This window comes from Pseudomonas sp. GW821-FHT09E04, assembly GCF_059416185.1.
In genome coordinates this window covers 512,577-538,722 of sequence record NZ_JBWKOR010000001.1, presented here as the reverse complement: position 1 = coordinate 538,722, position 26,146 = coordinate 512,577, and the positions used below count along the sequence as shown (strand labels likewise).

Below are 26,146 nucleotides of genomic sequence, written 5' to 3'. Positions count from 1 at the left end.
CCGTTCGCGAGGAAATTTCAATGCGAATGATTTGCATATGTTGGCTGGCTGGCAATGTAGAGAGGCAAATGAGAAAAAAACGTCAAACAAACCGTTAATACATGTCATTGCCATTCAGGTTAGCAGTCACTTGGCGGGGACGCCGGGCGAACCCGGCGTTGTCTTTCAGGAGCCTTGGGGGAGGTAGGCGACGCTTTGATCTTCGCGTCCGTGGAACACTTGTTCGCCGCGGGTCGGGGTGGTGGTGATGACTTGATGGTCGCGACCGAGCTGCTCGAGCGGCACCGGATCGCCGGTGCGGTACTGGGCGACAAAGATGGTCCGTTGCGGATCCCAATGCCGGCCGCTGGTGCGCTCCAGCCACTCGAACATCGCGGCAGCATCGCCATCACGCGGGAAATCCCGGGTTTCCGGCACGTAGTAGAACGGTGCACCGCCGGTCTGCAGGTACATCGGCACTTTGTTGTCCACCTCGACCATGACCATGTGCCACTGACTCAATGGCGCCTTTTGGCTGGCTTGCAGGCGCACGGTCTCGCCGAAACGGATCGCGCCGCCGCCGCTGTTGGTCCACGGGTAAAGCACGCCGAGAATACCGAGCAGCAGGACGGTAGCCACGCCGAAACCGATTTTCAGGCCACGCCCGCCGAACGGGCTTTCGGCATTGCGCGCAGCCATGCGCCGGGTGATCCACCAGGCCCCGAGCAGTTGTGCGAACGGTACCAGCGGCAGCACGTAGTAACTGCGCCGACTGCCGCTGGCGGTGAAGAACAGCATCAACAACCCCAGGCCCTGAATCAGCCAGCGGGTGTCCGGTTCGATGTGTTTCCAGTTCCGCGCGGCAACCCACAGGGCGATGATCCAGCACGGCGCCCAGGGCAGGGTATACACCGGCAGGTACAACAAATAGGTGTAGATCGGGCCGATGTTGTCGAACGGCTGGAAGAACCGCACGACGTTTTCCCTCAGCACCAATCCCAGGCCGCTTTCCCCGTAGTTCGGCGCGCCGTAGAGATGGGACAGCAGGAATGGCGTCATATAGAACGCCCCGGCCACCAGCAGCGCCCCCAGCAGGCGCAGGTTGAGATGACGCTTCCAGCGGCCTTCATTCAGCAGGTGTGGCAACAGCACCAGCCCCGGCAGGATGAAGCCGATCAGGCCTTTGAACAGCGAGGTCAGGGCCAGCAAGCCGCAAAACACCACGTAGCGCGAAAACCGGGTGTCTTCCGGCCCGCGCCAGTACCACCAGACTGCCGCCAACACGCCGCACACGGTCAGGATGTCAGCCGTGGCGACCCGTGCCCAGAACACGAAATAGAACGTGGTCGCCAGCATCCACCCGGCGATCAGGCCGGTGCCTTTTCGAAACAGGCGCTCGCCCAGCAGGTACACCAGCCAGACGCTCAACCACGCGGACACCACCGAAGACAGGCGCAACGACCAGTGATCCAGGCCACCGGTCAGCCAGGCGGTTGCGGTGATCAGCCAATACGACAACAACGGTTTGTCGTAGTAGGGATCGCCCTTGAGGTACGGGTCGAAGTAATCGCCGCTTTGCAGCATCTGCAACGCGATGTTGGCCCAGCGGGTTTCTGCGCCCCAGAGCTCGCGGCTGCCCAGGCCGAGCAGCAACATCAGGGCGCTGGCGGCCAGCAGGAGCAGCAGGGCGCCCCGTTCATTGTTGCGCAAGGTCATGGCTGGCTCTGCGCAAAGATGAAGATCTGCAGATTGCCGCGACGGTAGTGCTTGCCGTCCACCGGCAGCAATTCGACTTCCTGCTCTTCCTGGGTACTGTTGACGCGCAAGACGACACCGACCGCGCCTTTTTTCCGCGCATCGGTCATCCATTGGCCGACGTTTTCCATGGTGACTTTACGCGCCGCCATGGCCGGGTCTTCGAGGCCGTACTTGAGTTCACCGATCGTGTTGAACAGATCCACTTGCGGCCGCTTCAAACGCCACGACAGCGCCGAGGCCGCGCCCAGGTCGTTGCTCAGCAAGGATGAGGTTTCACCCAGTTCCTGTTGATGCTCGGCAATGAACTGGTCAGGCATCTTGCTGTTGACGATCTGTGCCGGCATGGCCGCAGGCAGCAGCGCCACCAGCAGACCGATGCCCAGCGCCGGCATCGCCCATAACGTCAGTGGTCGCAACACCTGCAAGGCGTTGGCGATGATCCAGCCCACCAGCACGATGTACACCAGCGACAGGCTGAACATCTCGGTGTTTTCGTAGATTTCCTTGGTCGCTTGCAGATAAAGCAGCGCCACCAGCGCAGCGCTGGCGATGACGGTATTGATCACGCCGTTCAGGCGCAGGACGCGGCCACTGTGCTGATCCAGCCAGTTGACCACGGTCTGCCCCATCAAGAGTGCGATTGGAAGCAGGCACGGCATGATGTAGGTCGGCAGCTTGCCGCTGCTCAGGCTGAAAAAGGCCAGTGGCAACAGGAACCACAGCGCCAGGTAAGCGGTTTTCGCCTCACGCTTTTCACGCCAGGTGCGCAGGAGCGTCGAAGGCAGCAGCACGGCCCACGGCAGGGTGGAGGCAAACAGCAACGGCAGGTAGAACCACCACGGGCGAGCATGTTGCGCGGCATCGCCGGCGGCAAAGCGACGGATGTGTTCGTGCCAGAAGAAGAACCGCCAGAAGTCAGGTTCCCGGTAATGAACAGCCAACACCCACGGCAGGCTGATCAGCACGCAAACCACCACGGCGACCAGTCCGTAGCGCACCAGTTCGCCGAAGCGACGTTGCCAGATCATGTAGGGCAGGGCGATCAGTACCGGCAGCAGCAAGGCCAGAAAGCCCTTGGTCATCAGGCCCATGCCGCACGCCACACCCAGCAGCGCCCAGCCACCCAGGCGAGCGCGGGGCGTGCGGCTGTCGATGGCAAACCACACGGCAACCATGCTCAGGTTGACCCACAAGGTGAACTGCGGATCGAGGTTGGCATAACCGGCCTGACCGGCAATCAGCCCGAAACTCATATAAAGCAGGGCGCTCGCGGCGCTGATGCGCGGGTTGTTCCAGAGCCGGCGGGCCATCAGGTAGGTCAGCCAGACGCTGGCACCGGTACTCAGCGCCGAAGCGATACGCACGCCGAACAGGTTGTCACCGAAGATCGCCTGACCGATCGCAATCATCCAGTAACCGGCGATCGGCTTCTCGAAATAACGGATGCCCATGAAGTGCGGGGCCACCCAGTTGCCGCTGAGCAGCATTTCCTGGCTGATCTGGCCGTAGCGGGTTTCATCGGGGATCCACAGGCCGTGAGTCATCAACGGCAGCAGGTAAAACACCACGAAAGCCAGAATCAGGCCGGGGATGGCCAAGCGTTCGAAAGTTGTGGCGGGGGGAAAATGACGGGCAGCGTGTCGCAGCGGGTTGTTTTCAGACGTCATGACAGAGCCTTGGTACCGAACGAAGTTCTTGTGTCGATGACCTGCCCGGCGCGTTCCTGAGCGGGCGTGTCATCGTGTTGAATGAATGCAGGTGTCGGGCGTTTCCTGTATCCAGAGAACTGTCGTACCTCCAGGCCGAAGTTCTCGCGATAAAGCCAAGCTTAAAAAAAACAGTTGTCCAGTAAATCGGGGGCAGATACATGTCTCATTACAAATTAATGAAATCAGCGCTGGTTAGTTGAAAAAAAGTTCAGCCTTGCCGACCCGATCCAACTAAAGCATTAATGATTTTTGAGTTGGGACCAAGCGTCGGCATTCATGATGCCCAGCACTTTAAGTTGCCCCTTGTCATCGATGCGTACGAACAGGGTGCTGCCGTAATCGGCGGCGATTGCGTGGGGGAAACCGGTCTGTTTTTCAAAGTCGCTGATGCAGCCGCTGTGGGTGACCAGCACCAGATTGCGTTGCGCCACCTTGTGCGCCACCACGTCGTTGCGCAGTGAAGAACCACAGGACTCAAGCCAGATCTGGGCTGTGGCGTCCTGCCCGAACATGGCACGCGCCGTTTGCACGGTACGCGTCAGCGGGCTGGTGAACACCTGAGCCTGCTGCATGCCCAGTGCCACGAAGCCTTTGCCCACCAGCGCTGCAGAGTCGTTGCCGGCCTTGGTGATACCGTCGGCCGGGCCCAGGCAAAGATTGTCGGAACGGTCGCAACGTTCGGCATGACGCACCAGAGCAACGACTTCGCCGGCCTGCCAGGCCTTGGTCAAATCAGCCTTGGCCGCATGGCCGGCCTGGCCCAGATCGATGGGCGAACGGGTCATCCAGACGAAGCCGCTGACCAGCGCAATGACCAGCAACGAACCGATGATGGTCAGCAGTCTTCCAAGTCGCAGCGTCCGGCGTTGTTTATATGTCGCTGTTAATTGCATCTGTCGCTCCACGGCATGCCCCTTGACGTCGCAGGCGAGATTGGCCGGCGATTTAACCAACTTTTATAGTTGTGAACTTGAATATTGGCTGAACATTACGTTTGTGCACGTTGGGGGGCAGTGAAGAACATGTGAAAAATTTGCGAGAGTTGAAAATGCGCAATTAACCGGGTGTTTGATAACCATACTCAAATACCCTTTTTTTACCGGCCTGGCTTAACAAATGTTTATGTTTGCGGTGAAGCTGCGCAGGTTCGGTCAATGTCGCGGCGCTCGCCTGTTTTTGACCGGGAAGTCTGAAATCAGCAGTGGAGTCATCGACCCGAATGGATCTCAAGCAAAGCCTGACGAAACGGATCGTCATCGTGTTCGCTTTGATGAGCGCCCTGGTCGCCGGGGTATTCGCGCTGGGCATCGTTGCCGCCGTGCATGTGGTCGAACACAAACTGGCCACCAGCACTCTGAGTGGCGGCCTGCACCGCTTGCTGGCGATGGATGACATCAATCGCTGGAGTCATCAGCCGGAAAAGAGTGAATTGTTTTTCTTTGAAGGCGGGCCCGGGCCCATGGCACTGATTCCGTCACTGGCCGCGCTGTCACCCGGATTCCAGGAAATCATGTTCAACGGCGACGATTTTTTCGCGATGGTCGAGGTGGTCGGCGGGCGCAAATACGTGCTGCTGCGTGATCAGGAAAGCCTCGAACAACGTGAGCGGTTGCTGTTCATCGTGGTCACGGTCGGGTTTCTCCTGAGCATCCTGCTGGCGATCATGCTCGGTCGGTTGTTGGCGCGGCGGGTGATGGCGCCGGTCATTCGTCTGGCACGCCAGGTTCGCCACCGCGATCAGCTGTTGGTGCTGGCGCCCCCGCTGCACCCGGACTATGCGGCGGATGAAGTGGGAGAGCTGGCGTTGTCGTTCGATCAGACACTGGGGCGTTTGCGCGAAACCCTGAGCCGCGAAAAACTGTTCACCAGCGATGTCAGCCATGAACTGCGCACGCCGTTGATGGTGCTGGGCGGCTCCTGTGAATTGTTGCTCGCCAATCCGTCGCTGGATCCCCGTTCGACCGCACAGGTCAATCGCATCGCCCGGGCCAGCCACGAGATGCGCCAACTGGTCGATACCTTCCTGATGCTGGCTCGCGCCGAGGATGATGCCGGCAATGATATTTGCGTCACGCTCAAGGAAGTTGCCGATGCTCAGTGCGAGATCTGGGGCCGACTGATTCGCGAAAAAGGGCTGGAGTTTTTCTACGACGTGGATCAGCCCTGCATGGAACGTTTCAACCTGACGTTTCTGCAATCGGTGATGGGTAACCTGCTGCGTAATGCCTGGCATTACACCGATCGGGGTTTTGTCCGATTGACCTTAAGGGCCAACGGCTTCGTGGTGGAGGACAGTGGCATCGGCATTCCGGAAGAACAGCGTCAGGCCGTATTTCAGCCCTTCGTGCGCGGCGACGAAGGTCGGGGAGAGGGGCTTGGGCTGGGATTGTCGCTGGTGCAGCGGATCTGCAAGCGACAGCAATGGCAGGTGAACCTGAGTACGGGCGAATCCAACGGTTGCCGCTTCAGCGTGAAGTTGAGCCCTGCCACTCAGGACGCCGGCGGACAGCCCCGTCCATTACCCGCCGCCTGAGTGATCTGCGCAGCCAGTCGCTTGACGTTGTTCTGTTGTGCAATCACCAGTTCATTGATGCTCGGCCCGGACGGCGTTTGCAGGACTGAACGGCAGGTGAGCAGCCCATTGTCGGATTCACCGGTTGCGCGCAGTCGCCATTTGGCGTCGATCAGTGCGTATTGCCCGGGAAGCGAATCGAAACGTTGCACGTCGATGCGCACCGAGACTTTGCGCGACCCGCCGGCGTTGCTCAGTTGATCCACCAGGGCACTGCGCAGTTCGTCGGCCAGGCTGGCGCCCCACCATTCGGTTTCCAGAATCGCCAGGCCACTGTTGCCCTGGCGGATGACGATCTGCGGCCGGTCGACCTGCGGCGGCACGCTGATGCCTTCAATGGCAATGTCCGAGCCCGATCTGCCGGCCGCCGGTTGTGCCGGGGTCAGGGTATGAAAGCTGATCGGGTCGCTGCGACAGGCACCCAGCAGCAGGCACGCAGCGAGCACGGTGAACTTCAGCGGTAAAGCCATGGGACAGCTCCTGTGCTCAATTGCGCGGCGGTCCTTTGAGATCCAGCGGCGCGGCGTTGTCGGGGCGACCGCGAATCAGCGATTCCGGATGACGGCCCAGGTAATCCGACAGTTCACGCAACGAGCGCGACATGCGCCCGAGTTCGTCGAGGGTCTGGGTCAGTTGCTCGCGTTGCGGCGAGTCTTCGGCCAGGGTCGAGCTGGCCGATTGCAGGGTCTTGCTCACGTCCGCCAGGGTGCTCTGAACACCGGGCAGGGTCTTGGCGTTGAATTGGGTCAGGCCTTTGCGCAGCTCCACCAGATTGCTGTCGAGATTGCCGGCGATGCGTTCCACCGGCAGCTTGTTGAGTTTGTCGACCATGGCCTCGAGTTTTTCCTGCAACTGTTCGAGGCTGCCGGGGACGGTCGGAACGCTGATCGGGCGAGCGGTGGGGTCAAACGCGACTTTTTCGGCTTTGGGGAAGAAGTCCAAAGCGATGTACAGCTGACCCGTGAGAAGGTTGCCGCTGCGGGCCTGGGCGCGCAGGCCGTTGTCGATGAAGGTGCCGATCAGACGCACGCCGGCGGCTTCGTCGTCCGGGTTGTGGTTGAGCACCTTGAGCATCTTTTCGTGGGCCCGTCCCAGACGTTGCGGGTAGATCACGATGCCGACGTTGAGCGGGAAGCTGCGTTTTTTCTCGTCGAAGTCGAGGTTGATGCTGACCACCCGGCCGATCTCCATACCGAGGAATTCCACCGGAGCATCGACCTTGAGACCGCGCAGCGACTGATCGAAACGCAGGCTCAGGTACTGCGGTTTGCCGTTGGGCGGGGCGAGGGCGGTCATCTGGTCTTCGAACAGATCGAAGGACTTTTCATCCGCCGCGGCGACATCGTTGGGGCTGTAATCGGGTGCGCGGAAGGCGATGCCACCGACCAGCAAGGTCGACAACGATTCGGTTTTCACCGCAAAACCATTGGCACCGACGTTCACGTCAATGCCGCTGGCGTTCCAGAAACGGGTGTTTTCCGTGACGTAGGCATCGTTCGGCGCGTGAATGAACACTTCGATATTCACCCCTTTGCCGTCGGGGTCCAGGGCATAGGCCACCACCTGGCCGACCGGGATCTTGCGGTAGTAGACGGGGGAGCCGATGTCCAGCGAACCCAGATCCGAGGCGTGCAGGTTGAAGCGCCTGCCCGGTTCGCCATAGGTGATCGGGGGCGGGTTTTCCAGGCCTTTGAAATACTTGGCGCGATCGTTCGATTGGCCGATATCGGCACCAATGTAATCGCCAGACAGCAGGGTATCGATGCCCGACACGCCACCCGCGCCGATACGCGGGCGTACCACCCAGAATTGCGAGTCTTCGCGGGTGAAAGTTTCGGCCTGTTTGGACAGCTTGATCGTGGCGTTGACGCTCTTCTGGTCGTCGCTCAGTTCGACATCCGAGACCTGGCCGACCACCACGTTGCGGTATTTGACTTCGGTCTTGTTGGCGGTCAGACCGCTGCCGGTCTTGAAGGTGACGACGATCGTCGGGCCTTCCTGCATCAGGTTGTGCACCACCAGCGAAATGCCCACCAGCACGGCGACAATCGGCACGATCCACACCAGCGAAATGCTGAAACGCCGGGTCTTGATCGGTGCCTGGCCGGGTGCTCGCGGTTGATCGGCGGCTGACGACTCCATCCATGACCTCCAGAGTGTGTTGGGCACTGAGCGTCAGGAACGCAAAAGCACTTCATCAATATAGAAGTGCTTTGCGATAGAGCAAATGTGCAGGTCGCTTCAAGCCGCGAGGTTCAGCCGAGCATTTCCCGCAGGCGATACCAGAACATGCCCAATGCCAACAACGGCGAGCGCAGCGCCGGGCCGCCGGGGAAGGTCATGTGCGGCACGCCGCTGAACACGTCCATGCCCTGGCTGTGGCCGGCGTGAATCGCTTCGCCCAGCAATTTGGCGCACCAGTGCGTGACGTTCAGGCCATGGCCGGAATAGCCCTGGGCGTAGAACACGTTCGGGTGCTGCTTGAGGCGTCCGACCTGCGGGAAGCGGTTGGCGGTGATGCCGATCTTGCCGCCCCATTGATAGTCGATGCGCACATCCGCCAGTTGCGGGAACACCTTGAGCATCTTCGGTCGCATGTACGCGGCAATATCCGCCGGATCCTTCCCGGAGTAATGGCAGGCACCGCCAAACAGCAGACGCCGATCCGCCGAAAGCCGGTAATAGTCGAGGCCGACCTTCTGGTCGCAGAGCGCGAGATTCTGCGGGATCAGTTCGGCGGCGCGTTCCTTGGACAAGGGCTCGGTGGCGATGATGTAGCTGCCGGCGGGCAGGACTTTACCGCTGAGTTGTTGCTCGAGTTCGTCCAGGTGTGCGTTGCAACCGAGCACCAGGCTGCCGGCGCGTACCGTGCCCGAGGCGCAGCGCACTTGTACCGTCGCACCGTGGATGATTTCCAGCACCGGGCTCTGCTCGAAGATCCGCACCCCGAGCGATGCTGCCAGCCGCGCTTCGCCCTGAACCAGATCGAGCGGGTGCAGATGGCCCGAACCCATGTCGATCAGGCCACCTTTGTAGACACCGGCGTTGACCACTTGCCGACGAATGTCTTCGGGGCCGACCAGACGCGTTTCGTGGGCATAACCCGAGGTTACGAGACTGTCCTGTTCGGCCTTGAACGCTTCGAATTGCGCCGTGGTGTTGGCCAGTTCGCAGAAGCCCCAGCGCAAGTCGCACTCGATGGCGTTGTCGCCGATGCGCCGACGCACCAGTTCCACCGAGTCGACGCCGGCCTGTTGCAGGTAGCGCACGCCTTCTGCGCCGACATGGCGGGCGAAGCCCTCGACTTCATGGCCGATGCCACGGATCAACTGGCCGCCGTTGCGCCCGCTGGCGCCCCAACCGATGCGCCGGCCTTCGAGCAGCACCACCGAGAGACCGCGCTGGGCCAGCTCGATGGCGGTGTTGACGCCGGTGAAGCCGCCGCCGATCACGCAGACATCGGCGATCAGGTCGGCTTCAAGTGCAGGGTAGGGCGTGCTCGACCGGGCCGACGCGGCGTAGTAGGAGCGGGCGTGTTCCTGGGTGTACTGATTCATTTGTTCGACTTCACTTTGCTCCAGGAACGGGTCATCAGACGCATGATCGACTGGGGCGGGGTGGTGGAAATGTAGAGTTTGTCGAGCACCTCCTGAGGCGGATAAACCTCAGGATTGCTGACCAGTGCGACGTCCATGTATTGCTTGGCCGGCGGGTTCGGGTTGGCATAGCCGACCGAGGCGCTGACCTTGGCGATCACTTGCGGATCGAGCAGGTAATTGATGAAGGCGTGGGCTTCTTTGGTGTTGCCGGCATCGGCGGGAATCGCCAGCAGGTCGAACCACAGGTTCGCGCCTTCCTTGGGAATCGCATAGGCGATGTTCACGCCGTTGTTTGCTTCCTTGGCGCGGTTGGCGGCCTGGAACACGTCGCCGGAGTAACCGAAGGCCACGCAGATGTCGCCGTTGGCCAGGTCCGACACGTACTTCGAGGAGTGGAAGTAGGTGATGTACGGGCGGATGCTCAGCAGCTTGGCTTCGGCTTTCTTGAAGTCTTCCGGGTTTTCGCTGCGCGGGTCCATGCCCATGTAATTGAGGATCGCCGGGAACACTTCGTCGGCCGAGTCCATCATCGACACGCCGCACTGGGTGAGTTTTTTCAGATTCTCCGGCTCGAACAGCACGGCCCAGGAATCGATGTGGTCGATGCCCAGCACCTGTTTGACCTTGTCGACGTTGTAGCCGATGCCGTTGGTGCCCCACAGGTACGGCACCGAGTGCTCGTTACCCGGATCGTTTTTCTCGAGCAGGGCCAGCAGTTTCGGGTCGAGGTTTTTCCAGTTCGGCAGTTGCGAACGATCCAGCTTGAGGAACGCCCCGGCCTTCACCTGACGGGCCAGGAAGTGATTGGACGGCACCACCACGTCGTAACCGGTGCGACCGGCGAGCAGTTTGCCTTCGAGGGTTTCGTTGGAGTCGAAGACGTCGTAGATCACCTTGATTCCGCTGCCGGCCTGGAAGTCGGCGAGGGTGGTCGGGCCGATGTAATCGGTCCAGTTGTAGACGCTGACCTGGGGTTGGGCTTGCGCACCTGCGCTGCACGCCAGGGCCAGAGCGGCGGGGATCAGGGATTTCAACAGACGCATATCGACACCTCTTCGAATTATTGGATTTTTCAGGCGACTCTTGCTGATCGTTCCCACGCTCCGCGTGGGAATGCCTCAATGGACGCTCCGCGTCCGCTGCGTGGGAACGATCGTGGGTTTGGTTTTTGTCGTTTAAATCAGACGCTCAGCAACAGGAACTCACGCTCCCAGGAGCTGATCACGCGCTTGAAGTTTTCATGCTCGGCACGTTTCACCGCCACGTAGCCGCGCACGAACTTGCTGCCCAGATACTCGGCGACGGTGTCGCACTCTTCCATCTGGGTCAGGGCTTCTTCGATGGTGATCGGCAGGCGCAGGTTGCGGCGCTCATAGGCGCGGCCTTCGACGGCGGCACTTGGCTCGATGCCCTCGACCATGCCGATGTAACCGCACAGCAGGCTCGCGGCAATCGCCAGGTACGGATTGGCGTCAGCGCCGGGCAGGCGGTTTTCCACGCGCATCGCTTCAGGGCCGGAGGTCGGAACCCGCAGGCCGACGGTGCGGTTCTCTTCACCCCATTCGACGTTGACCGGTGCCGAGGTGTCCGGCAGGAAGCGACGGAACGAGTTCACGTTGGGCGCGAACATCGGCAGCACTTTCGGGATGAATTTCTGCAGACCGCCGATGTGATGGCGGAACAGATCGCTCATGGTGCCGTCGGCATTGGCGAAAATCGGCTTGCCGGTGGCGATTTCCACCACGCTCTGGTGCAAATGCATGGCGCTGCCGGGCTCATCGCCAATCGGCTTGGCCATGAAGGTCGCGGTGACGTTGTGCTTGAGCGCGGCTTCACGCAGGGTGCGCTTGAACACGGTGATCTGGTCGGCCAGATCCAGGGCGTCGCCGTGACGGAAGTTGATTTCCATCTGCGCCGGGCCGTCTTCGTGGATCAGCGTGTCCAGGTCCAGGCCTTGCAGTTCGCACCAGTCGTAGACGTCTTCGAACAGCGGATCGAATTCGTTGGCCGCATCGATGGAAAACGACTGCCGACCGCTTTCGGCGCGACCGGAACGGCCCAGCGGCGCCTTCAACGGCAAGTCCGGGTCTTCGCAACGCTGGGTCAGGTAGAACTCCATTTCCGGCGCGACAATCGGCTTCCAGCCCTTGTCGGTGTACAGCTGCAAGACTTTCTTCAGCACGTTGCGCGGCGACAGTTCGATCGGGTTGCCGAACTTGTCGAAGGTGTCGTGAATCACGATGGCCGTCGGTTCGATGGCCCATGGCACCACGTACACCGCATCGCTCACCGGTTTGCAGACCATGTCGATGTCGGCCGGGTCGAGCAGGTCGTAGTAGATGTCGTCGTCGACAAAATCCCCGGTTACCGTTTGCAGCAGCACACTTTCCGGCAGGCGCATGCCTCGCTCATGCAGGAACTTGTTGGTCGGTGCAATTTTGCCGCGGGCGATGCCGGTCAGGTCGCTGACCACGCATTCCACTTCGGTAATCTTGTGATCTTTCAGCCACGTGAACAGCTGATCGAAAGGGGCATTCATAAAGACCTCGTCGTTGGTTTTATTGACGCGGGGGAAGTGCGATTTCATCTTTCGCAGGCTTCCCCTGTGGCGCGTTGACGACTATCTTGGGCGGGCCTTGCCGTTCCATCTATCCACTTTAAGCAGCACCAAAGCGCACCAAAAGAGTGCGCAAGGTCTCCCATGACAACGTGTAATCCGCTACAGGTTCAAGCTTTCAACACCGCCGATGTCGCCGAACAGGTTCGCGCCACACCGGGCTGGGTCCAGCATTACCAACAGATGTCGCCGGGGCATTTTGCCGGGCGAATCCGCTATCTGGACTTGGAAGGCGTGGAGGTCTACGAAGAACAGATGAACACCCGGGTCGAGCAGAATTTCAGTGCGCCTTCGGGGTCTTTGGCGTTCTGTTTCGATCGCAGTGACAACGCGCTGTATCTGCTGAACGAAGAGAGCCGCAACATCTGGATCACCCCGGAGAACTACCAGGAAATCGCCGTGGTGTTCGGCCCCGAATTCGTGCGCCGCAACGGCCTGGACGTGGCCCGGCTGGAAGGTTTGTTCATGGCGCCGCTCAACGGCGCACAGAACGCGCTGTTCAGTCGCTGGTTAAGCTCGACCCTCACGAAGTTGTCGCAAACCCTTGATCAACCAAGCAAAGAAGCACTGACCCAACAGTTGCTGGAGGACTGCCTGTTCATCCTCGACAACGCTTGCGTGTGCCTCGACAGCGGCGGTTTGCAGCGCCGCGCGGAAGAGCGCACGACCATGAAACGGGTGGGGGAATGGGCGGCGGATTCGCCGGAGGAAACCCTCAATCTGCTGGAATTGTCCCAGGTCGCCGGCGTTTCGTTGCGGCAACTGCAGCAGACCTTCAAGGCCTACACGGGGATGTCACCGACCCAGTGGTTGCGCCTGCGCCGGCTCAACAGTGCCCGCCGGGAGTTACTCAAGGGAGCGGCTTCAGGCACCACGGTGGCCGAAGTGGCGATGAACTGGTCGTTCTGGCATCTGGGGCGGTTTTCCAACAGCTATCGGGCGCTGTTCAATGAACTTCCCAGTGAGACGCTCAAGCGTTCGAGCAAATAAAGCGCACTATGAAAAGTGCGCTTTATTGCGTTGAGTACGGATTGCCGTGTGTTTAACGGCCCGAAAGTAACCGTTGTCTGTAAGACCCTTCCGGCGTCTGTTGCTCGATGTTTCATGTGTACGACTATTCTGATTTAAATAAATAAAAATCAAAGGCTTGCGAAGGTTTTATCGAATCGTTCTGTTTCTTCTGCTCCTTCAGAAAAGTCATCTAGCGTTCTGCGGACCGGTGCAATGGTTGCACCGGCCGTATGAATAGAGGCATTCAAGATGGCTGTTCCATTGAAAGAGTCGGAAAGCAGTAACAACCTGCCGCAAGCGGTACTTCATCTTATCTCCGGGCAATATCCGGGCGTTGCACGCGATGCCGGGTTATTGACCCGAGAAGATGTGATCAAGATCAAGCAGTACGTGAAAAAGGGCCTGTCGCTGCCCGGCGACCTGCCGGAAGTCGAGTCGTACCTCAAGTACAAGAAGATCGATGTCGCAGGTCTGGAGCCGGCCGACATCCAGGTGCTGTTCAAAAAGATCCGCATTCACGCCGCCAGTTGGGATGCGGTTGAAACCAAGATCCTTCAGCAGAGCAGCGATCTGGCGGCGGCGGCGAAAAACATCGTCAGCAGCGGCGGGGAAATCATATCCGTGATCAAGGAAATGCCGATCATGGAGCGCGTCAGGACCACCTTCGGACAAATGACCGGGAATGATCTGGCCGGTATCACGTACACGTCGGACGACGGCGAAGTGGCCTCGGCAGTGACTGAAATCATCAAGCTGATGAATGTCGACATTCAGCGCCAGCAAGGTGCGACGCGGGAACTCAAGGATCGCATCTCCAACTTCAAGATCGAACTGTCCGGTGGTGATTTGTCGACCGGCAAGCGGGTGTTCGGCCTGCAGTCGGAAGTGAAGGGCAAATACGACCTGATGGAACGCAACAACCTGGTGGAGTCGATCGCCAGCACCCAACAAACCATCAAGGAAAAGAAGGAGCGGATCACCCAGCTGGACAAGGACTACGACTATTACGTCGGCATGTCGTTCTCCGGCGTGCTGCCGATCTTCTGGCCGATTTCCGGTTCGATCTTCGGCCCCAAGGCCGAGACCGCGCGCAAGGAGCGCAATGCTCTGAAGGCCGAGGTCGATGCGCTGGAAGAGAGCGCCAGCGGCAAGCAAAGCCTGCAGAGCGCCATCGAGAGTTCGATGTCGAATTTCGGTGATATCGGCATTCGCATGGCCGGCGCAGAAGCCGCGCTGAACATCCTCAACACCATGTGGCAAACCATGCTCAGCAAGATCGATGCCTCGGCGCAGCAGTTCGAGCGCATCAACGATGCCTTGCGCCTGACCACGTTCGTGGCCGAGTTCGCGCTGGTGATCGACCCGTGGCGTGATGTGAAAAGCACCGCCGGGGAGTTGCTGGCAACTTTCAATGCCGCCCTGGATGAATACAAGAAATCATTCAACTGATTGCCCATTCGCTTTGAGGATTATTGCCATGAACGGCGTTACACCCATCAATACCCCGCATATCCCGACGGTCGACGTGAAGAGCATCGTGCAGACCATTCGCGACATTTCGACCCTGGCGCGTTTTCGCAATGTTCATTCCGACGTGCTGCAAGAACGCGCGCAACAAGTCGCCGCGTATTTGAACAACACCGATCAGACCCTGCGCGAAGCGTTTCCGGTTCTGTTGACCGCATTGAGCAACGCGTCCGGGGACAGCTATTTCTCGGCGCTCGAAGAATTGCGCGACACCCTCGGCCGGGATGACCTGACGACCGAAGACCGGACCTTGCTCAACGCTGAAATCCGCAATATCAAAGGGATCGTCGAGGCGATGTTCGAACGTGTGGAGGCTCGGTTTACAGAGTGCGCGCAGCGTCTGGACAACGATGTGCGCAGTGTCTACAGCGTCGAAATCGGTGAGCGCGCCAATGAGCCGTTGAGCGTTGCCAAACAGCGCAAGGCACGGATCCTGGCGCATCTGGATGAACACTGCCGGAGCAAGGCGACCTGTGTGGAGCAACGCGACACCCTGGTCAAGGCTCAGGAGGTGATTCGCGAGTTCAATCTGGCCGAGATGTACAAGAACGCGATCCCGTCGGGCAAGGCGCTCGACAGCATCGACATGGCCAACCCGAAGAAAGAGGCGGTGAAGCAGGGCATCGAACTGGTGCGCAAAGTGCTGGGCGTGGTGTCCGATGGCATCAAGTACAGCGAGTTGGCGACTGCGCGCAACAATCTGGACAAGGAAATCCAGAGCATTTCCCAGGCAATGAATGTGCTCAATACCGATCTGCAAGCGGCTGACGATGTGCTGTCGGATGCCAGTGCGATCGTCGAGATCAGCCGTCAGCGGCGGGTCGCGGGTGAAGAGATCACCGCAGTGGCCAATGTCTGGAAAGGCTTTGCCTTGGCACTTGAGCGCCTGAAGAACAGCGACTACTCGCGCAGCGATCTGTCTTCGCTGATCAATCGGTACAAGACGCACCTGGTCACGCTGAGTGCGGATTACAACGCCCTCATGATCAACTGAGGGCCGGGCGCAGTCGGTCAAGCGATGGGCTGCGCCTGCTTCAGACCCCATTTCCGAGCAATTGGCTGAACGCCTCCAGCTCACCTTTCTCCACATCCGAAACCAGCACGAAACGCATGTGACCGGCCTGCCAGGAAATCACGTTGAAGCCGCGAATCGTCTGGCTCTGCGACGGTTTGTCGGCGTCCGTTGTCGGCAGGATAAACACATTGATGATGTGTTTGGCGCGGCCGTAACTCAGGGCTGCGGTGGTCTGGTGTTGCAGGTAATCGAGCCGTCCGCCGAGCAGTGGAAAGCCTTGCGCCGAGTAGTCGACGACGGGCGGTGAGAAGTCGAGTTTACCGGTGAACCAGGGTTTTACGGTGTGGCGATCCGACGACACCACATCGTTCAGGTGCTGGCCCATCAACGAGCGCACATGGCTGGAGACGGCTTCGTCCATCAACGGTTGTTCGCTGCCCGGTGTTGCCACGTAAAGCACCATCGCCAGGGCCAGGGCCGCTGCGGAAAATGCCGGGGCGAACCATTTTCGCCAGCGTTCGAACGGGCTCGGCGATGCAGGCGCAACGGCGGCCAACACGCTGGCCGCCAGTGATGGCGGCGCGGAGTAATACGGCGCATGGCGTTTCACGCTGACCTTCAGTAATTTGGCCTCATCATGCAGCCGCGCACAGTCAGCGCATGTGGCCAGATGCGTAGCGACATCCGCAGCCATCGCCGGATCAAGTTCCTGATCCAGGTAGCCATGCAGTTGTGTCTGGCAAACCGTGCAGTGGAGTTCATTCATGATCGTGCAACTTCAGTAGTTCCAGCTTGAGCATGGCACGCGCCCGGGCCAGTCTCGACATGACGGTGCCGATGGGAATATCGACCACCAGGGCGATGTCCTTGTAGGGCATGTCTTCGAGTTCCTTGAGCACAATGACCTCGCGAAACGCCGGCGGCAAGGCGCTCAGTGCCTGCTGGAGCAACGCCGCGTTTTCCGTGTGAATGGCCAGCAGTTCCGGGCTCTGGCTGTGGCTCAGTGCGCCGCCGCTATCGCTGCTATCGCCGGTTTCGTCATCGATAGCGACCCAGTGGCGTCCGGCCGAGGCTTTGAGCCAGGTGTAGCTTTCGTTGCGCACGATGGTCAGGAACCAGGCCTTGGCGTTGCCATCGGCAAAGCGCTGCAAAAACCTGAAGGCGCGCAGGGCGCTTTCCTGCACGACGTCCCGTGCAGCGCTGTCGTTGCCTGTGATCCAGCGCGCGAGGTTGTAAGCCGCGTCCAGGTGCGGCGCAATCAGTTCCTCAAATCGATTCATAGTGGTTTCCGCACCGTCACACCCCTATAACCGTGATGCGTCGTGTTTTATTCCCTGAAAAGAATTTGTTTTGCAGCGTGGAATAAACGTTCGCCCCGCGTGGTTCTACCTGGTGCCAGCTACATCACTGTAGTCCGCCAGCGAGGACATCCCCATGGACAATCAAGCAAAACATCCACTGCGCACCGACGGCCTGCTGCACAACCCTGACCGGCGAACGCTGCTCAAATGCTCGGCGTGGGCCGGGGCCGGAGTCCTCTGGGCATTGAGCGGCGGCATTCCCAGAGCGTTTGCGATGGATGAGGCGGGTAACGTCACCGACCCCAAGGCGTTGGCCAGCACCTTTCATTTCGTGCAGATCAGCGATTCGCACATCGGCTTCAACAAGGAAGCCAATCCGGAACCGGTGAAAACGCTGCAAGTGGCGATCGACAAGGTCATCGCACTGCCGAAACGGCCGTCGCTGATCCTGCACACCGGCGACATCACGCACCTGTCCAAGCCTGAGGAATTCGACACCGCGGCGCAGGTGCTCAAAGGCCTGCCGTCCACCGTGCATTACATCCCCGGTGAACACGACACCCTCGACGAGGGCGGCGGCAAGCTCTATCTGGAACGTTACGGCAAGGGCACCAAAGGCAACGGCTGGTACAGCTTCGATGACCATGGCGTGCATTTCATCGCGCTGGTCAATGTCTTCAACTTTCAGGCCGGCCATGAAGCCACGCTCGGCGCCGATCAACTGGCGTGGCTGGCTGATGATCTGCGCGCGGTTTCGACCAGTACGCCCGTCGTCGTGTTCACCCACATTCCGCTGTGGACGATCTATCAGCCATGGGGCTGGGGCACCGAGGATGGCGATCAGGCGATTGCGATGTTGCGCAAATACGGCTCGGTGACGGTGTTGAACGGCCACATCCATCAGGTCATCCAGAAGGTCGAAGGCAACATCACCTTCCACACCGCCCGTGGCACGGCGTATCCACAACCGGCACCGGGCGCGGCGCCGTCTCCGGGGCCGATGACCGTGGCGGCCGATCAGTTGCGCAACTATCTGGGGATCACCGATGTGCGTGCGACACAAGGCGATCATCCGCTGGCGCTGATCGATTCGACACTGGTCTAGGGGAGGGCAGCCAGATGAAAACGCGACTGTTGGCTGTGCTGTGCCTGATGCTGTCGATGCCGGCGTGGGCGCAGGAGGTGAAAGTTGATATCAAGGAGTTCATGTTCGGCCCCAAGGATCTGACCGTGGCCGTGGGCACCAAGGTGACGTGGGTGAATGACGATCAGATCCCGCACACGGTGGCAGAGACCCACAAGGTGTTTCGCTCGGGGGCGCTGGACACCAATGACAGTTTTTCCTGGGTGTTCAACACGCCGGGCGAGTTCGAGTATTTCTGCGTGCTGCATCCGCAGATGATCGGGAAGATAGTGGTGACTCAGTAAACAGAGGGCGCGGCTTCAATGAGGCCGTGCCCTTTTTCTGTTTTCAGAGCTGCACCCGGCGCAGCCTGCCGCTCAACGCAACCACCTTGTTATCCGGCGTGGGCAGCGGGCGCCCCGTCAAACCCATGCCTTCGCTCACCAGCACCGCATCCTGCACCAGGCACAGGTTGGACGGGGTATCCAGGTCCCGGGCGAGCACGGTCACTTCGCTCGTTTGCAGGTTGCAGCTCAACAGTCGCCCGCTGAATCGAGTGAAGCCGCCATGCAGGGTTTCGCCATTCCAGTCAGGCGGCAAAGGTTGTTGAAGACGACTGCAAAGCTCCAGCACCAAGACGTTTCCTTGCGGACACAGTGCCAGTCCGGTAGGCAGCTGCAGGCCGCGAATCAGCACTTCGATCCGGCCGGTGTCGGGCCAGACCCGGATCACCTGGCCGGCCTGATCATCAAAGTCGATGCCTTTGCGGCTCGGATCGCTTTGCAGCTCTCCGGAGAACAGGCTGATCAGCACGGCGTCCGTCGCCGGTTCGTGCACCAGCGTGACGGGGACGGCTTCCTGGCCCATGTCCAGATCGGGCAACTGGACCAATACCTGTTCCTCCTCGCCGGTGCTGAATTCCACCAGTTGATTGGTATCGGGTTTGACCGCCAGCCAACTGCGGCGGGTCGGGTGATAACACAGCGCATTCAGATTGCCCCGGCTATGAAACAGCGGCTCGGGCGGGGTGTATTGCAGGTCCAGCAGTTTCGAACCCTCGACATAGTCGGTCTGGCTGACCAGGCAGCGCCCGTCACCGCAGGCGATGTCCGACAGCCCCATGATTTCATCGCGCAGCATGCGGGCCTGCATGTTCATGGCGCGGAAACCTTGCGCCAGTGTTTCAGGGGCGAGATACGCGCCGGGCTTGAGCGGGTTAGGTCGCAGTCGGCTGATGCGGCCGCTGAATGTCTGGTCCGGCAGGCCTGAACCGGCTTCGACCAGCAGCAGGCTGCCGTCGGCTTGCACGCAGGCGCCGCGAGGGTTCAGCAGGCCTTCGGCGATGATGGTGCTCGGGCGCAGGGTCTCGCGGGGGCGCGCAGGAATATGAACAGTCATAGGTTTCTCTCCATGGGCTGATGGACGCGATTACTGCGGCGGTTGCCACGGCTCGCCCGTGAGATAGGCCCGCAGCAGTGCCCGCTGACAGGGCGACATCGAGCGCACCACGGGCATGAACAGCGTGGTGCCTTTGTAGGCATCCGAGGTTCGGGCGAGGATCGGGTTCTTCGCGCCCATGATCGCGTCGGGCTGGTTCAGCGGGATGTAGCGAGACATGGCCGGGAATGCCAGGTAGTGAAAGCGCAGGACGTTCGGATACATCAGTTGCCAGGTGATGGTGGTGCCCCTGGGGATGCCGAAGTCGGTCTGGGCGTATTTGCGGAAGTTGGTGAAATACGTGCCGCTTTCCTGACCGTTGACGGTGTAGGTCAGGGCGACGAAACCGGCGAAGGGAGCTGCTGCGGGTTTTACGTTGACGGAGAAAGTGACGGCTAATTGACCGGGGCTCACCGTCAACGCCGGGGGGAAATAAAGGAAGTCGCAGTACCGCTGTTGCGTGTAATACGGTCCCGAGGGCGCGGCGGTGAGATCGATTTCAGTTGTCCTGGTCACCGCAGCACCCAGATACCGGACCTGCAGCGTTATCGACAGGCCCTGTGGGTAGTCCTCGGTATAGACACTGCGTTGATCGGCATAGATCCGATAGACGGACTCTGTTGCCTGCAACGTAGTCCCGGCGACCGTGCCGGGGGCGTTGATGGCCAGCGCTGAGGATCTGACCGCAGACTGCTGAGTTGTATTGAGAGGCACATCGACAATGCCGCCATACACGTAATAGTCGAACAGGGGACTGCTGGTCGGATCGAGTGTAGTCAGGGTGGTCTCACCGGCTGCCAGGGTCACAGGACCGTAATTCCCGTTAGGTCCGATAGGGCTGGTGATGTCATCCCTGACGACTCTGAACGTCTCTTTCGGAATGATGTTGACCATGTCGACGCTCAGCATTTGCGCGTTGCTCAGGTCGGCGTAGCCGGTGCCGCCGGTGTCCTGATTGACAATCTGACGGCCCGCCTGGCAGTTCAGCGGCTCATTGGCGAACGCCGGAGCCAATGTACCGATGACCCGGCCAATGCTCGGGTTCGGGGTGTCTCTGCCGGCGGCATAATCGGCTTGCAGCTGGGGCGTGGTCATCGTCGGGCACATTTCGAACATCACGAAGCGCAGGACGATACCGGTGGCCCCCGGCGCCTGGATGATCGATCGCAAGCCGCTGCTGTTCTGGTTCCAGCTGACAATACTGCTCAGGGGAAAGGTCAGCTGGAAGGTGCCACTGATACGGCAAGAGCCGGGTGAATCCATCTCACTCGGCAGTGGCTGCAGCACCCGCATGCCGAGATCCAGACTGCTGCAAACCGTATTGGCGCGAATCAGCAATTGGATGTTGTTACTGCCACCGATTTGCAGACCACCGACAAATATCTGGGTGGTGGTGGTCGAGGTGGGGTCGAGATCCACCATCATCGGGCCCGATACCGGCCCTTGTCCGGTCACCGGGTCCACAGAACCCAGCAGATAGACCGGCTGGCCCACCATATCCCCGGTGGTACTGACGCTGCCGGGGCTGCCCTGGGAACTGATCAGCGCGTTTTGCATGTCGACGACATGCTGCCCGTAATGATTCCAGCCGCCGGCAGTGTAGTAGTCGCCCGTGGGCGCATTGATCATGTTGTTCAACTGATCGTCGGTGTAAGACTGGGCCCCCGCTGCGAGAGTCGAGGTGGTCAGGTCGAAGATCGGCCAGTTGTCATCGCCGTTATAAGGAATGGTGGGTGAATTGTTCGGCAGACTGACATCCGTGCGGATACCACCCCAGAAATTCAGTCGCGGGCCATTGAGGATACTCATGATTTATTTCCCGTCCTTGATGGTTTTGCCGAGAGGCGAATTGGCGAATTTGAACAGATAGGAGTAATCGGACTTGTAAGGACTCTTGACTGGTGTCGCCATGGAGTGACAGTTCATGCAACTGCTGTTGGGCTGGATGTAGCTTTCCATGGTCACGTTGGCCGACAGTGCCGGCGTCGGCTGACCCAGCGGGTTGCCGGGGTTGTCAGGCATCAGCGGGCGTTGGGTGGTGATGAGCTGGTAGTACTTCAACACGCTTTTTTGCAGCCCCGGGTCGGCCTGGTAACTGGCGTTGATCTGGTTGGTGATGTCGGCGATCGGGGTGACCCGGTTCAGCGGATTCGGGGTCTGGAACGTGGTGCCGGGTTTGGGCACGCAGACCTGGTGCGGGCCCTGAGTCTGCCAGTCGCACGGCGACTGGTTGAGCGTCGCGGCGGGCGCAGCGGCGTTGAAGTAGGAATAGGCCGTGCCAGACGCGGGCTGATCGACCCACTGACCGTTCACCTGCACCTTCGGCGGAACGTTGTCGACTTGCTCGAAGGTCGACCAGATCCACTGCGGATAACCGTTCGCCTTGGTGATGATGTGCAGACCCACCAGCCCCAGAAACGCCTCGCTGACCCCGATCTTCTCGCCTTGGTCATTGAACCTGGCCACGCGCGCGATCATGGTCAGGTAACGGCGGGCGTTGTCACGAGGCGTGAGAATGCGCCAGCTCGATTTGATCTCGATGACGCCCCAGGGGAATTGGATGTTGTTGGCTTTGGAAACGACGTCGGCGTTATAGAAGTTGTTGCCCACGATGTAGTTGTACGAAGTCTCGTTGGCCGAGATGTCGTAGTAGGTCGGGTTCCGGGCCTGATCGATCAACCAGCCGCCGACCGCCTGATCGACGGCGTTCACCTGAGCGCTGTTTTTCAACGAGGCGATGTTGATGATGTTGAAGCTTTTTGCGATTTGCGGGGAATTCCACGGCCCGGGATTGGCGGCATTCGGCAGAAAGATTTCGCCGACGGTCTTGTAGGTCTGCCAGACGGTGTAGCCGGCCGCACCGGGCTGTTTGGTGCAGTCGGGATTGCCGCGCTGCCCGTTCTTTGCCGGCCAGCTCAAGGCGATGAACATCTGCCAGCTGTATTGATCGAACTGATCCTGTCCGGCCGTGGCGGCCGGTGCGGTGCTGGGCGGCTGGCAGTTCAACTGGCTGGCCTGCGTCGATGTCATGGCTTGTTCCCTGGCCAGCACCGGCAGGCTGGCCAGACCCAGCAATATCACGGAATAACGGAATGTGGTTTTCATGGCGATCCTTCGTCGTTGATCACGGTTTACGCTGCATGAGTTTGTTCCACTGCGCTTTGTGGCCATTGCTCTGCGATTCCGGTGGCTCGAACAACTGGCAGGGCGGCGGGTTCGACGGGCACATGGCGGCGACCTGCGCCCAGGTCTTTGCCGGGTCCGGTTTGGCGATGTGAAAGTCGGTGTAGTTCTGGCTGACGATCGGCGCGTTGGCGACGCTGCTATCGCCGGAAAAGAAGAACGATTGCGGCGGCCGGTAGGGCGGTTGTCCCGACATTTTTTTGTAGAAGGCATAGCCGAACAGGATCGGACCTTGCGGCGAATCGAGATCCAGGGCGTAAGCCTGCACGCTGCCGTTGAGGTTTTTACTGCGCTCGGCGCTGTAAGGAAGGTGTTCGATGAAGTCCTGCCGTGGCGGATGATTCATCGGGGAAAACATGCAGCAGGCCGGCATGTCTTTCGGGCGGTCTTGCGGGTAGGTCAGGAAGTACGCCTTGTTGCCCAGGGACACGAACGAGCAGGTGTAGTTGTTGTTCTTGATCGGGAAGATCGGCAAACAGTATTTCTCGTAGTGCTCCATCATCGCGCCGAAGCCGTCGCCATCCGGCGGGATGTACGTGGTGTCGTAGTAGCTGGTTCCGCGAGAGACGGTGTAGTCCGCAGGCGTCAGGGTCGAAGGTGGGTTGCTGTAGGGCGGCGGGTTCTTTTCGTAGTTGTGCATCACCCGGTACATGGTCCAGTTGCTGATCCAGAACGCCGGGAAGAACGGATCGGAGGGCTCGCCGGGAAGACGCGTGGCGATGCAGTTGCCATTCTGCTCATTACACCCTTCGGTGTTGTGCACCCCCATGGTGAAGTACACGGCGCCGGTGTCCTGGGCAAATACAGGCGGACTGAACAGCAGGATCAGCAGCAACAGACGATTCAAGAGGCTGACTTTCATGGGTCACTCCTTGGCAAAGCGCACGGCGGGAGCGAACTCCCGCAGTGGCTCATCTTTCCTGATTGAGCAGCGTGGGTCAGAGGTTGTCGTAATCACTCATATGGAGTGGCATGGGCGGGAAGTTGCGCTTGACCAGTTTCTGCGCCCACAACTCCAGCACGGCGCGCCGGCTTTGCGACAGGTCGCGGGTGATGGGCATCGCGAGGGTGCTTTCTTCCTGGTACTCCTTGCTGATCAGCCGGATCAACTGATCGACAGCGCCTTCCACCCGCGTGCGGGAGTTGAGCGGCATGAACTTGTTCATGATCGGGTACAGGTAGTAGAAGGTCTTGAGCACCCTTGGGTAGATGAAGTCATCCCAGATCGCTTCGGGCGCATTCTTGTCCTTGTAGATGTCGTTCCAGTAATTGACGAAGTCCTGTTGCAACTGCATGTCCAGAGGCAGGACGCGTAGTGGGGTGAGGAAGTCGATCTGAGCCTTGTTGAGCGCGAAGCTGAACGGGATGACCGGGTCGCTGGTGCCTTCCTTGACGATGAAGCGCAGCGTAGGGAAACCCGGAGCCAGAGCCTTGAAACTCACCTGGGCGATGCCGTTGGCGTCGGTGGTGGTGGCGACGTAGGAGTAATCCACCGTCTGATCGTTATCCAGCGTTCCACTGACGTAGACGCCGGCGTCGAACTCCAGGCAAGGGGTCAGGGGGACCGTGATCGGTTTGCTCGGTCCATTCATGAATGACTGATAACTGACCGGAACGCCCACCGGTTTGTCTTTGGTTTCCAGATTGACCAGTCGACGACCGCTGCCGGTGGCCAGGTAGTTCGCTACAGGCGCCGCGCCCTTGAACTGTGGCAGGTGGGCGGTGTTTTTGTTGCGGTCTGCGTTGTCGTAGAACAGCGTGAAGTCGGGGTTGTTTCTGAACGTCAGGTAGTAGTCGCTGGTGGTCACGTTGTAAGGGTTGCCGTATTCCACCACCCAGAGCGTGGTGTTGGCGGCCGGTTGACCATTTTTCTGCACCATGATGTTCAGCGTCTTGCGATCGTTCACGTCGACGAAGGTGCCGCTTTCTACCACCTCGGCGGTCCAGACTTGCTGAACGGCGGCCTTCACGGATCCTGTCGAGTTCTGTTGCTGCAACTCCAGCGGACCGGATTGCAAGGTGGCCGTTTGCGTGGCGTTGAGAGGGATATCCAGCAGGCCCGAGCGCTTGTCGAATGCCGACTGTCGGTACTGATCGAAACCGATGTCGACCACCGGCACGAAATTCCCGTTCTGCGATACGCCCAGCTTATAGTCTCCGGCCTGGAACTTCTCGGCAGTCAGGACATCGGCGTTCTTGTCCAGCGGATAGAACGGAAACGTGTTGGCCAGATCCAGCGACAGCGTGTTGTTGGTGATCTGCGCCGATGTCACACCCAGATTGGTGCTTGTCGGCTGAGACATGCCGGGGCGAGTGACCATGATCTTCTGGTCGGTGACCAGACGTGGGCCGGCGGGTGCCGTGGGGTATTCGTGGTCGAACCACAGACCCAGGGTCGCTACGGTACGGTTGTAGGCGGGGTTGAAGAAAATATCGGAAACGTTGTCCAGCCCCTTTTGATACATCGCTGTCATACGGGCCAGCGCCGATGGGTCATTGTTGCGGGTGTTGATGTACGGGAAGTCGTTGAACACACCGTTCCTGTCGTAACAGGTGAGGTACGTGGCGAACCTGAACATCAGGCCCTGAGCGTTTTGAGCCTCCATCTGTTGCTGGAGATTGCTCAGCAGGACGGAATCGCCGATGACCCATTCCAGATTGTCCCGGGGAAAACAGGTCTGCCAGGTGGTGGTGACATACGCCAGACCGCCAAAGTCACCGGCCCAATTGAACGTCAGGAAGCGGTCGAGCATCCGGTATTGACGGTTCAGGGTCAGGCCACAGGTGGCATCCCCCAGCTGCAGCTTGTCGAAGTACAGCGCCGTGAAGGTGTTCTGCCACGGGCTGATATCGACGAAGCGGGCGGCCGTCGGGCTCTGACTGCCAAAGGGATTGCCGAGCAGCTGGAAGTCCCTGCCGACCAGCGCGTCCTGAGCAATGTAGGTGTTGGCCTGCAACTCGCCGCCAATAATGGTCGAGCGGGTACTCTGGTAGCTCACTGTCCCACAGGCGTTGTCGCCAAACAGGTCCCATTCGGCGGGTATGAACGGGAAGGTGTTTGGGCTTCCGTTGGTCGGAACCTGCTGCACATAGGGCGGCAGATCATTCTGCTGCACGGGTGAAATGATCCAGGGCATCAGGGTGGTGGGCGCGTTCTCCTGCGTGATGTCGTAGTAGCTGGTGAACGGCCAGTTGATATCCATCTTCACCGCGTCATAGAGCGGCAGCACATCGTTGTTGTTGGCCGTCGGCGGGTTCCAGAACATATGGCCGTTGAGGTAGATGCGGGGGAAGTTCAATACGCTCATGTCATGC

General features: G+C 59.8%; 21 protein-coding genes. 6 read left to right on the top strand and 15 right to left on the bottom strand.

Translation table 11 applies throughout. The annotated features are described in order from the left end of the window. Positions 1-165 precede the first annotated feature (165 nt). From AC07N4_RS02445 to pmrG, 3 genes are all read right to left on the bottom strand, one after another. Positions 166-1,695 (bottom strand): ArnT family glycosyltransferase, encoded by a 1,530-nt coding sequence (locus tag AC07N4_RS02445; protein ID WP_102620026.1) that lies wholly within the window; start codon positions 1,693-1,695, stop codon positions 166-168. Beyond that, the gene (gene arnT, locus AC07N4_RS02440; RefSeq protein ID WP_493064867.1) at positions 1,692-3,404 is read right to left on the bottom strand and encodes a lipid IV(A) 4-amino-4-deoxy-L-arabinosyltransferase; all 1,713 of its coding nucleotides are present in this window, start codon (positions 3,402-3,404) and stop codon (positions 1,692-1,694) included. The genes AC07N4_RS02445 and arnT overlap by 4 nt, the downstream gene beginning before the upstream one ends. A 281-nt stretch (positions 3,405-3,685) precedes the next feature. After that, a complete protein-coding gene (pmrG, locus tag AC07N4_RS02435; RefSeq protein WP_096821451.1) occupies positions 3,686-4,339 on the bottom strand; it encodes a lipopolysaccharide core heptose(II)-phosphate phosphatase PmrG in 654 nt (217 codons plus the stop codon). A 326-nt stretch (positions 4,340-4,665) separates the two neighbouring features. On the opposite strand from pmrG, the gene AC07N4_RS02430 reads away from it, so the two are divergent. Continuing rightward, positions 4,666-5,979 (top strand): sensor histidine kinase, encoded by a 1,314-nt coding sequence (locus AC07N4_RS02430; protein WP_273536268.1) that lies wholly within the window; start codon positions 4,666-4,668, stop codon positions 5,977-5,979. On the opposite strand, the gene AC07N4_RS02425 is transcribed toward AC07N4_RS02430, so the two are convergent. The 5 genes from AC07N4_RS02425 to AC07N4_RS02405 form a co-directional block, all read right to left on the bottom strand. Beyond that, entirely contained in the window at positions 5,937-6,488 is a 552-nt protein-coding gene (locus AC07N4_RS02425; RefSeq protein ID WP_192558054.1) for a PqiC family protein, read from the bottom strand. The two genes, AC07N4_RS02430 and AC07N4_RS02425, sit on opposite strands and share 43 nt — an antisense overlap. Positions 6,489-6,504: 16 nt before the next feature. After that, positions 6,505-8,160 (bottom strand): PqiB family protein, encoded by a 1,656-nt coding sequence (locus AC07N4_RS02420; protein ID WP_102620021.1) that lies wholly within the window; start codon positions 8,158-8,160, stop codon positions 6,505-6,507. Positions 8,161-8,273: 113 nt separating this feature from the next. Further along, positions 8,274-9,575 (bottom strand): NAD(P)/FAD-dependent oxidoreductase, encoded by a 1,302-nt coding sequence (locus AC07N4_RS02415; RefSeq protein ID WP_493064866.1) that lies wholly within the window; start codon positions 9,573-9,575, stop codon positions 8,274-8,276. After that, positions 9,572-10,660, bottom strand: a complete 1,089-nt coding sequence (locus tag AC07N4_RS02410) for a polyamine ABC transporter substrate-binding protein (protein WP_192558052.1) — start codon at positions 10,658-10,660, stop codon at positions 9,572-9,574. Before AC07N4_RS02410 ends, AC07N4_RS02415 begins: the two co-directional genes overlap by 4 nt. A 137-nt stretch (positions 10,661-10,797) precedes the next feature. Beyond that, positions 10,798-12,156 carry a glutamine synthetase family protein gene (locus AC07N4_RS02405; RefSeq protein ID WP_096821445.1) on the bottom strand — a complete coding sequence of 453 codons (1,359 nt, stop codon included), beginning with the start codon at positions 12,154-12,156 and terminating at the stop codon, positions 10,798-10,800. Positions 12,157-12,318: 162 nt separating this feature from the next. Here AC07N4_RS02405 and AC07N4_RS02400 point away from each other — a divergent pair, with 162 nt between their 5' ends. The 3 genes from AC07N4_RS02400 (at position 12,319) to AC07N4_RS02390 (ending at position 15,766) form a co-directional block, all read left to right on the top strand. Beyond that, positions 12,319-13,224, top strand: coding sequence for a helix-turn-helix domain-containing protein (locus tag AC07N4_RS02400; protein ID WP_493064865.1), 906 nt, complete (start codon positions 12,319-12,321; stop codon positions 13,222-13,224). A 270-nt stretch (positions 13,225-13,494) separates the two neighbouring features. After that, entirely contained in the window at positions 13,495-14,694 is a 1,200-nt protein-coding gene (locus AC07N4_RS02395) for an alpha-xenorhabdolysin family binary toxin subunit A (RefSeq protein ID WP_493064864.1), read from the top strand. Positions 14,695-14,722: 28 nt separating this feature from the next. Then, complete coding sequence (locus AC07N4_RS02390; protein WP_493064863.1) at positions 14,723-15,766, top strand: alpha-xenorhabdolysin family binary toxin subunit B; 1,044 nt, start codon at positions 14,723-14,725, stop codon at positions 15,764-15,766. Positions 15,767-15,806: 40 nt separating this feature from the next. Here AC07N4_RS02390 and AC07N4_RS02385 read toward each other — a convergent pair whose 3' ends face one another. Together AC07N4_RS02385 and AC07N4_RS02380 are read right to left on the bottom strand one after the other, a co-directional pair. After that, entirely contained in the window at positions 15,807-16,553 is a 747-nt protein-coding gene (locus AC07N4_RS02385) for an anti-sigma factor family protein (RefSeq protein ID WP_493064862.1), read from the bottom strand. Then, positions 16,546-17,067, bottom strand: coding sequence for a sigma-70 family RNA polymerase sigma factor (locus tag AC07N4_RS02380; protein ID WP_096821442.1), 522 nt, complete (start codon positions 17,065-17,067; stop codon positions 16,546-16,548). Before AC07N4_RS02380 ends, AC07N4_RS02385 begins: the two co-directional genes overlap by 8 nt. 154 nt (positions 17,068-17,221) lie before the next feature. Here AC07N4_RS02380 and AC07N4_RS02375 point away from each other — a divergent pair, with 154 nt between their 5' ends. Together AC07N4_RS02375 and AC07N4_RS02370 are read left to right on the top strand one after the other, a co-directional pair. Then, a complete protein-coding gene (locus AC07N4_RS02375; RefSeq protein ID WP_493064861.1) occupies positions 17,222-18,193 on the top strand; it encodes a metallophosphoesterase family protein in 972 nt (323 codons plus the stop codon). 14 nt (positions 18,194-18,207) lie between these two features. Continuing rightward, a complete protein-coding gene (locus AC07N4_RS02370; RefSeq protein WP_493064860.1) occupies positions 18,208-18,516 on the top strand; it encodes a cupredoxin domain-containing protein in 309 nt (102 codons plus the stop codon). Positions 18,517-18,559: 43 nt separating this feature from the next. Here the strand turns inward: AC07N4_RS02370 and AC07N4_RS02365 are convergent, their stop codons facing one another. From AC07N4_RS02365 to AC07N4_RS02345, 5 genes are all read right to left on the bottom strand, one after another. Next, entirely contained in the window at positions 18,560-19,609 is a 1,050-nt protein-coding gene (locus tag AC07N4_RS02365; RefSeq protein ID WP_493064859.1) for a hypothetical protein, read from the bottom strand. A gap of 30 nt (positions 19,610-19,639) precedes the next feature. After that, complete coding sequence (locus AC07N4_RS02360; protein ID WP_493064858.1) at positions 19,640-21,457, bottom strand: hypothetical protein; 1,818 nt, start codon at positions 21,455-21,457, stop codon at positions 19,640-19,642. 3 nt (positions 21,458-21,460) lie between these two features. Next, positions 21,461-22,753, bottom strand: a complete 1,293-nt coding sequence (locus tag AC07N4_RS02355) for a hypothetical protein (RefSeq protein ID WP_102620011.1) — start codon at positions 22,751-22,753, stop codon at positions 21,461-21,463. Between the two features lie 19 nt (positions 22,754-22,772). Then, entirely contained in the window at positions 22,773-23,693 is a 921-nt protein-coding gene (locus tag AC07N4_RS02350) for a hypothetical protein (RefSeq protein WP_096821436.1), read from the bottom strand. Positions 23,694-23,769: 76 nt separating this feature from the next. Beyond that, positions 23,770-26,139, bottom strand: coding sequence for a hypothetical protein (locus AC07N4_RS02345; RefSeq protein ID WP_102620010.1), 2,370 nt, complete (start codon positions 26,137-26,139; stop codon positions 23,770-23,772). Between the last annotated feature and the right edge of the window lie 7 nt (positions 26,140-26,146).

Coding starts and splice junctions, on each gene's coding strand:
- AC07N4_RS02390 (WP_493064863.1), top strand. CDS start 14,723: ATGAACGGCGTTACACCCATCAATACCCCGCATATCCCGACGGTCGAC.
- AC07N4_RS02400 (WP_493064865.1), top strand. CDS start 12,319: ATGACAACGTGTAATCCGCTACAGGTTCAAGCTTTCAACACCGCCGAT.
- AC07N4_RS02425 (WP_192558054.1), bottom strand. CDS start 6,488: ATGGCTTTACCGCTGAAGTTCACCGTGCTCGCTGCGTGCCTGCTGCTG.
- AC07N4_RS02410 (WP_192558052.1), bottom strand. CDS start 10,660: ATGCGTCTGTTGAAATCCCTGATCCCCGCCGCTCTGGCCCTGGCGTGC.
- AC07N4_RS02350 (WP_096821436.1), bottom strand. CDS start 23,693: ATGAAAGTCAGCCTCTTGAATCGTCTGTTGCTGCTGATCCTGCTGTTC.
- AC07N4_RS02345 (WP_102620010.1), bottom strand. CDS start 26,139: ATGAGCGTATTGAACTTCCCCCGCATCTACCTCAACGGCCATATGTTC.
- pmrG (WP_096821451.1), bottom strand. CDS start 4,339: ATGCAATTAACAGCGACATATAAACAACGCCGGACGCTGCGACTTGGA.
- AC07N4_RS02415 (WP_493064866.1), bottom strand. CDS start 9,575: ATGAATCAGTACACCCAGGAACACGCCCGCTCCTACTACGCCGCGTCG.
- AC07N4_RS02370 (WP_493064860.1), top strand. CDS start 18,208: ATGAAAACGCGACTGTTGGCTGTGCTGTGCCTGATGCTGTCGATGCCG.
- AC07N4_RS02375 (WP_493064861.1), top strand. CDS start 17,222: ATGGACAATCAAGCAAAACATCCACTGCGCACCGACGGCCTGCTGCAC.
- AC07N4_RS02445 (WP_102620026.1), bottom strand. CDS start 1,695: ATGACCTTGCGCAACAATGAACGGGGCGCCCTGCTGCTCCTGCTGGCC.
- AC07N4_RS02430 (WP_273536268.1), top strand. CDS start 4,666: ATGGATCTCAAGCAAAGCCTGACGAAACGGATCGTCATCGTGTTCGCT.
- AC07N4_RS02380 (WP_096821442.1), bottom strand. CDS start 17,067: ATGAATCGATTTGAGGAACTGATTGCGCCGCACCTGGACGCGGCTTAC.
- arnT (WP_493064867.1), bottom strand. CDS start 3,404: ATGACGTCTGAAAACAACCCGCTGCGACACGCTGCCCGTCATTTTCCC.
- AC07N4_RS02385 (WP_493064862.1), bottom strand. CDS start 16,553: ATGAATGAACTCCACTGCACGGTTTGCCAGACACAACTGCATGGCTAC.
- AC07N4_RS02405 (WP_096821445.1), bottom strand. CDS start 12,156: ATGAATGCCCCTTTCGATCAGCTGTTCACGTGGCTGAAAGATCACAAG.
- AC07N4_RS02395 (WP_493064864.1), top strand. CDS start 13,495: ATGGCTGTTCCATTGAAAGAGTCGGAAAGCAGTAACAACCTGCCGCAA.
- AC07N4_RS02360 (WP_493064858.1), bottom strand. CDS start 21,457: ATGAGTATCCTCAATGGCCCGCGACTGAATTTCTGGGGTGGTATCCGC.
- AC07N4_RS02420 (WP_102620021.1), bottom strand. CDS start 8,160: ATGGAGTCGTCAGCCGCCGATCAACCGCGAGCACCCGGCCAGGCACCG.
- AC07N4_RS02365 (WP_493064859.1), bottom strand. CDS start 19,609: ATGACTGTTCATATTCCTGCGCGCCCCCGCGAGACCCTGCGCCCGAGC.
- AC07N4_RS02355 (WP_102620011.1), bottom strand. CDS start 22,753: ATGAAAACCACATTCCGTTATTCCGTGATATTGCTGGGTCTGGCCAGC.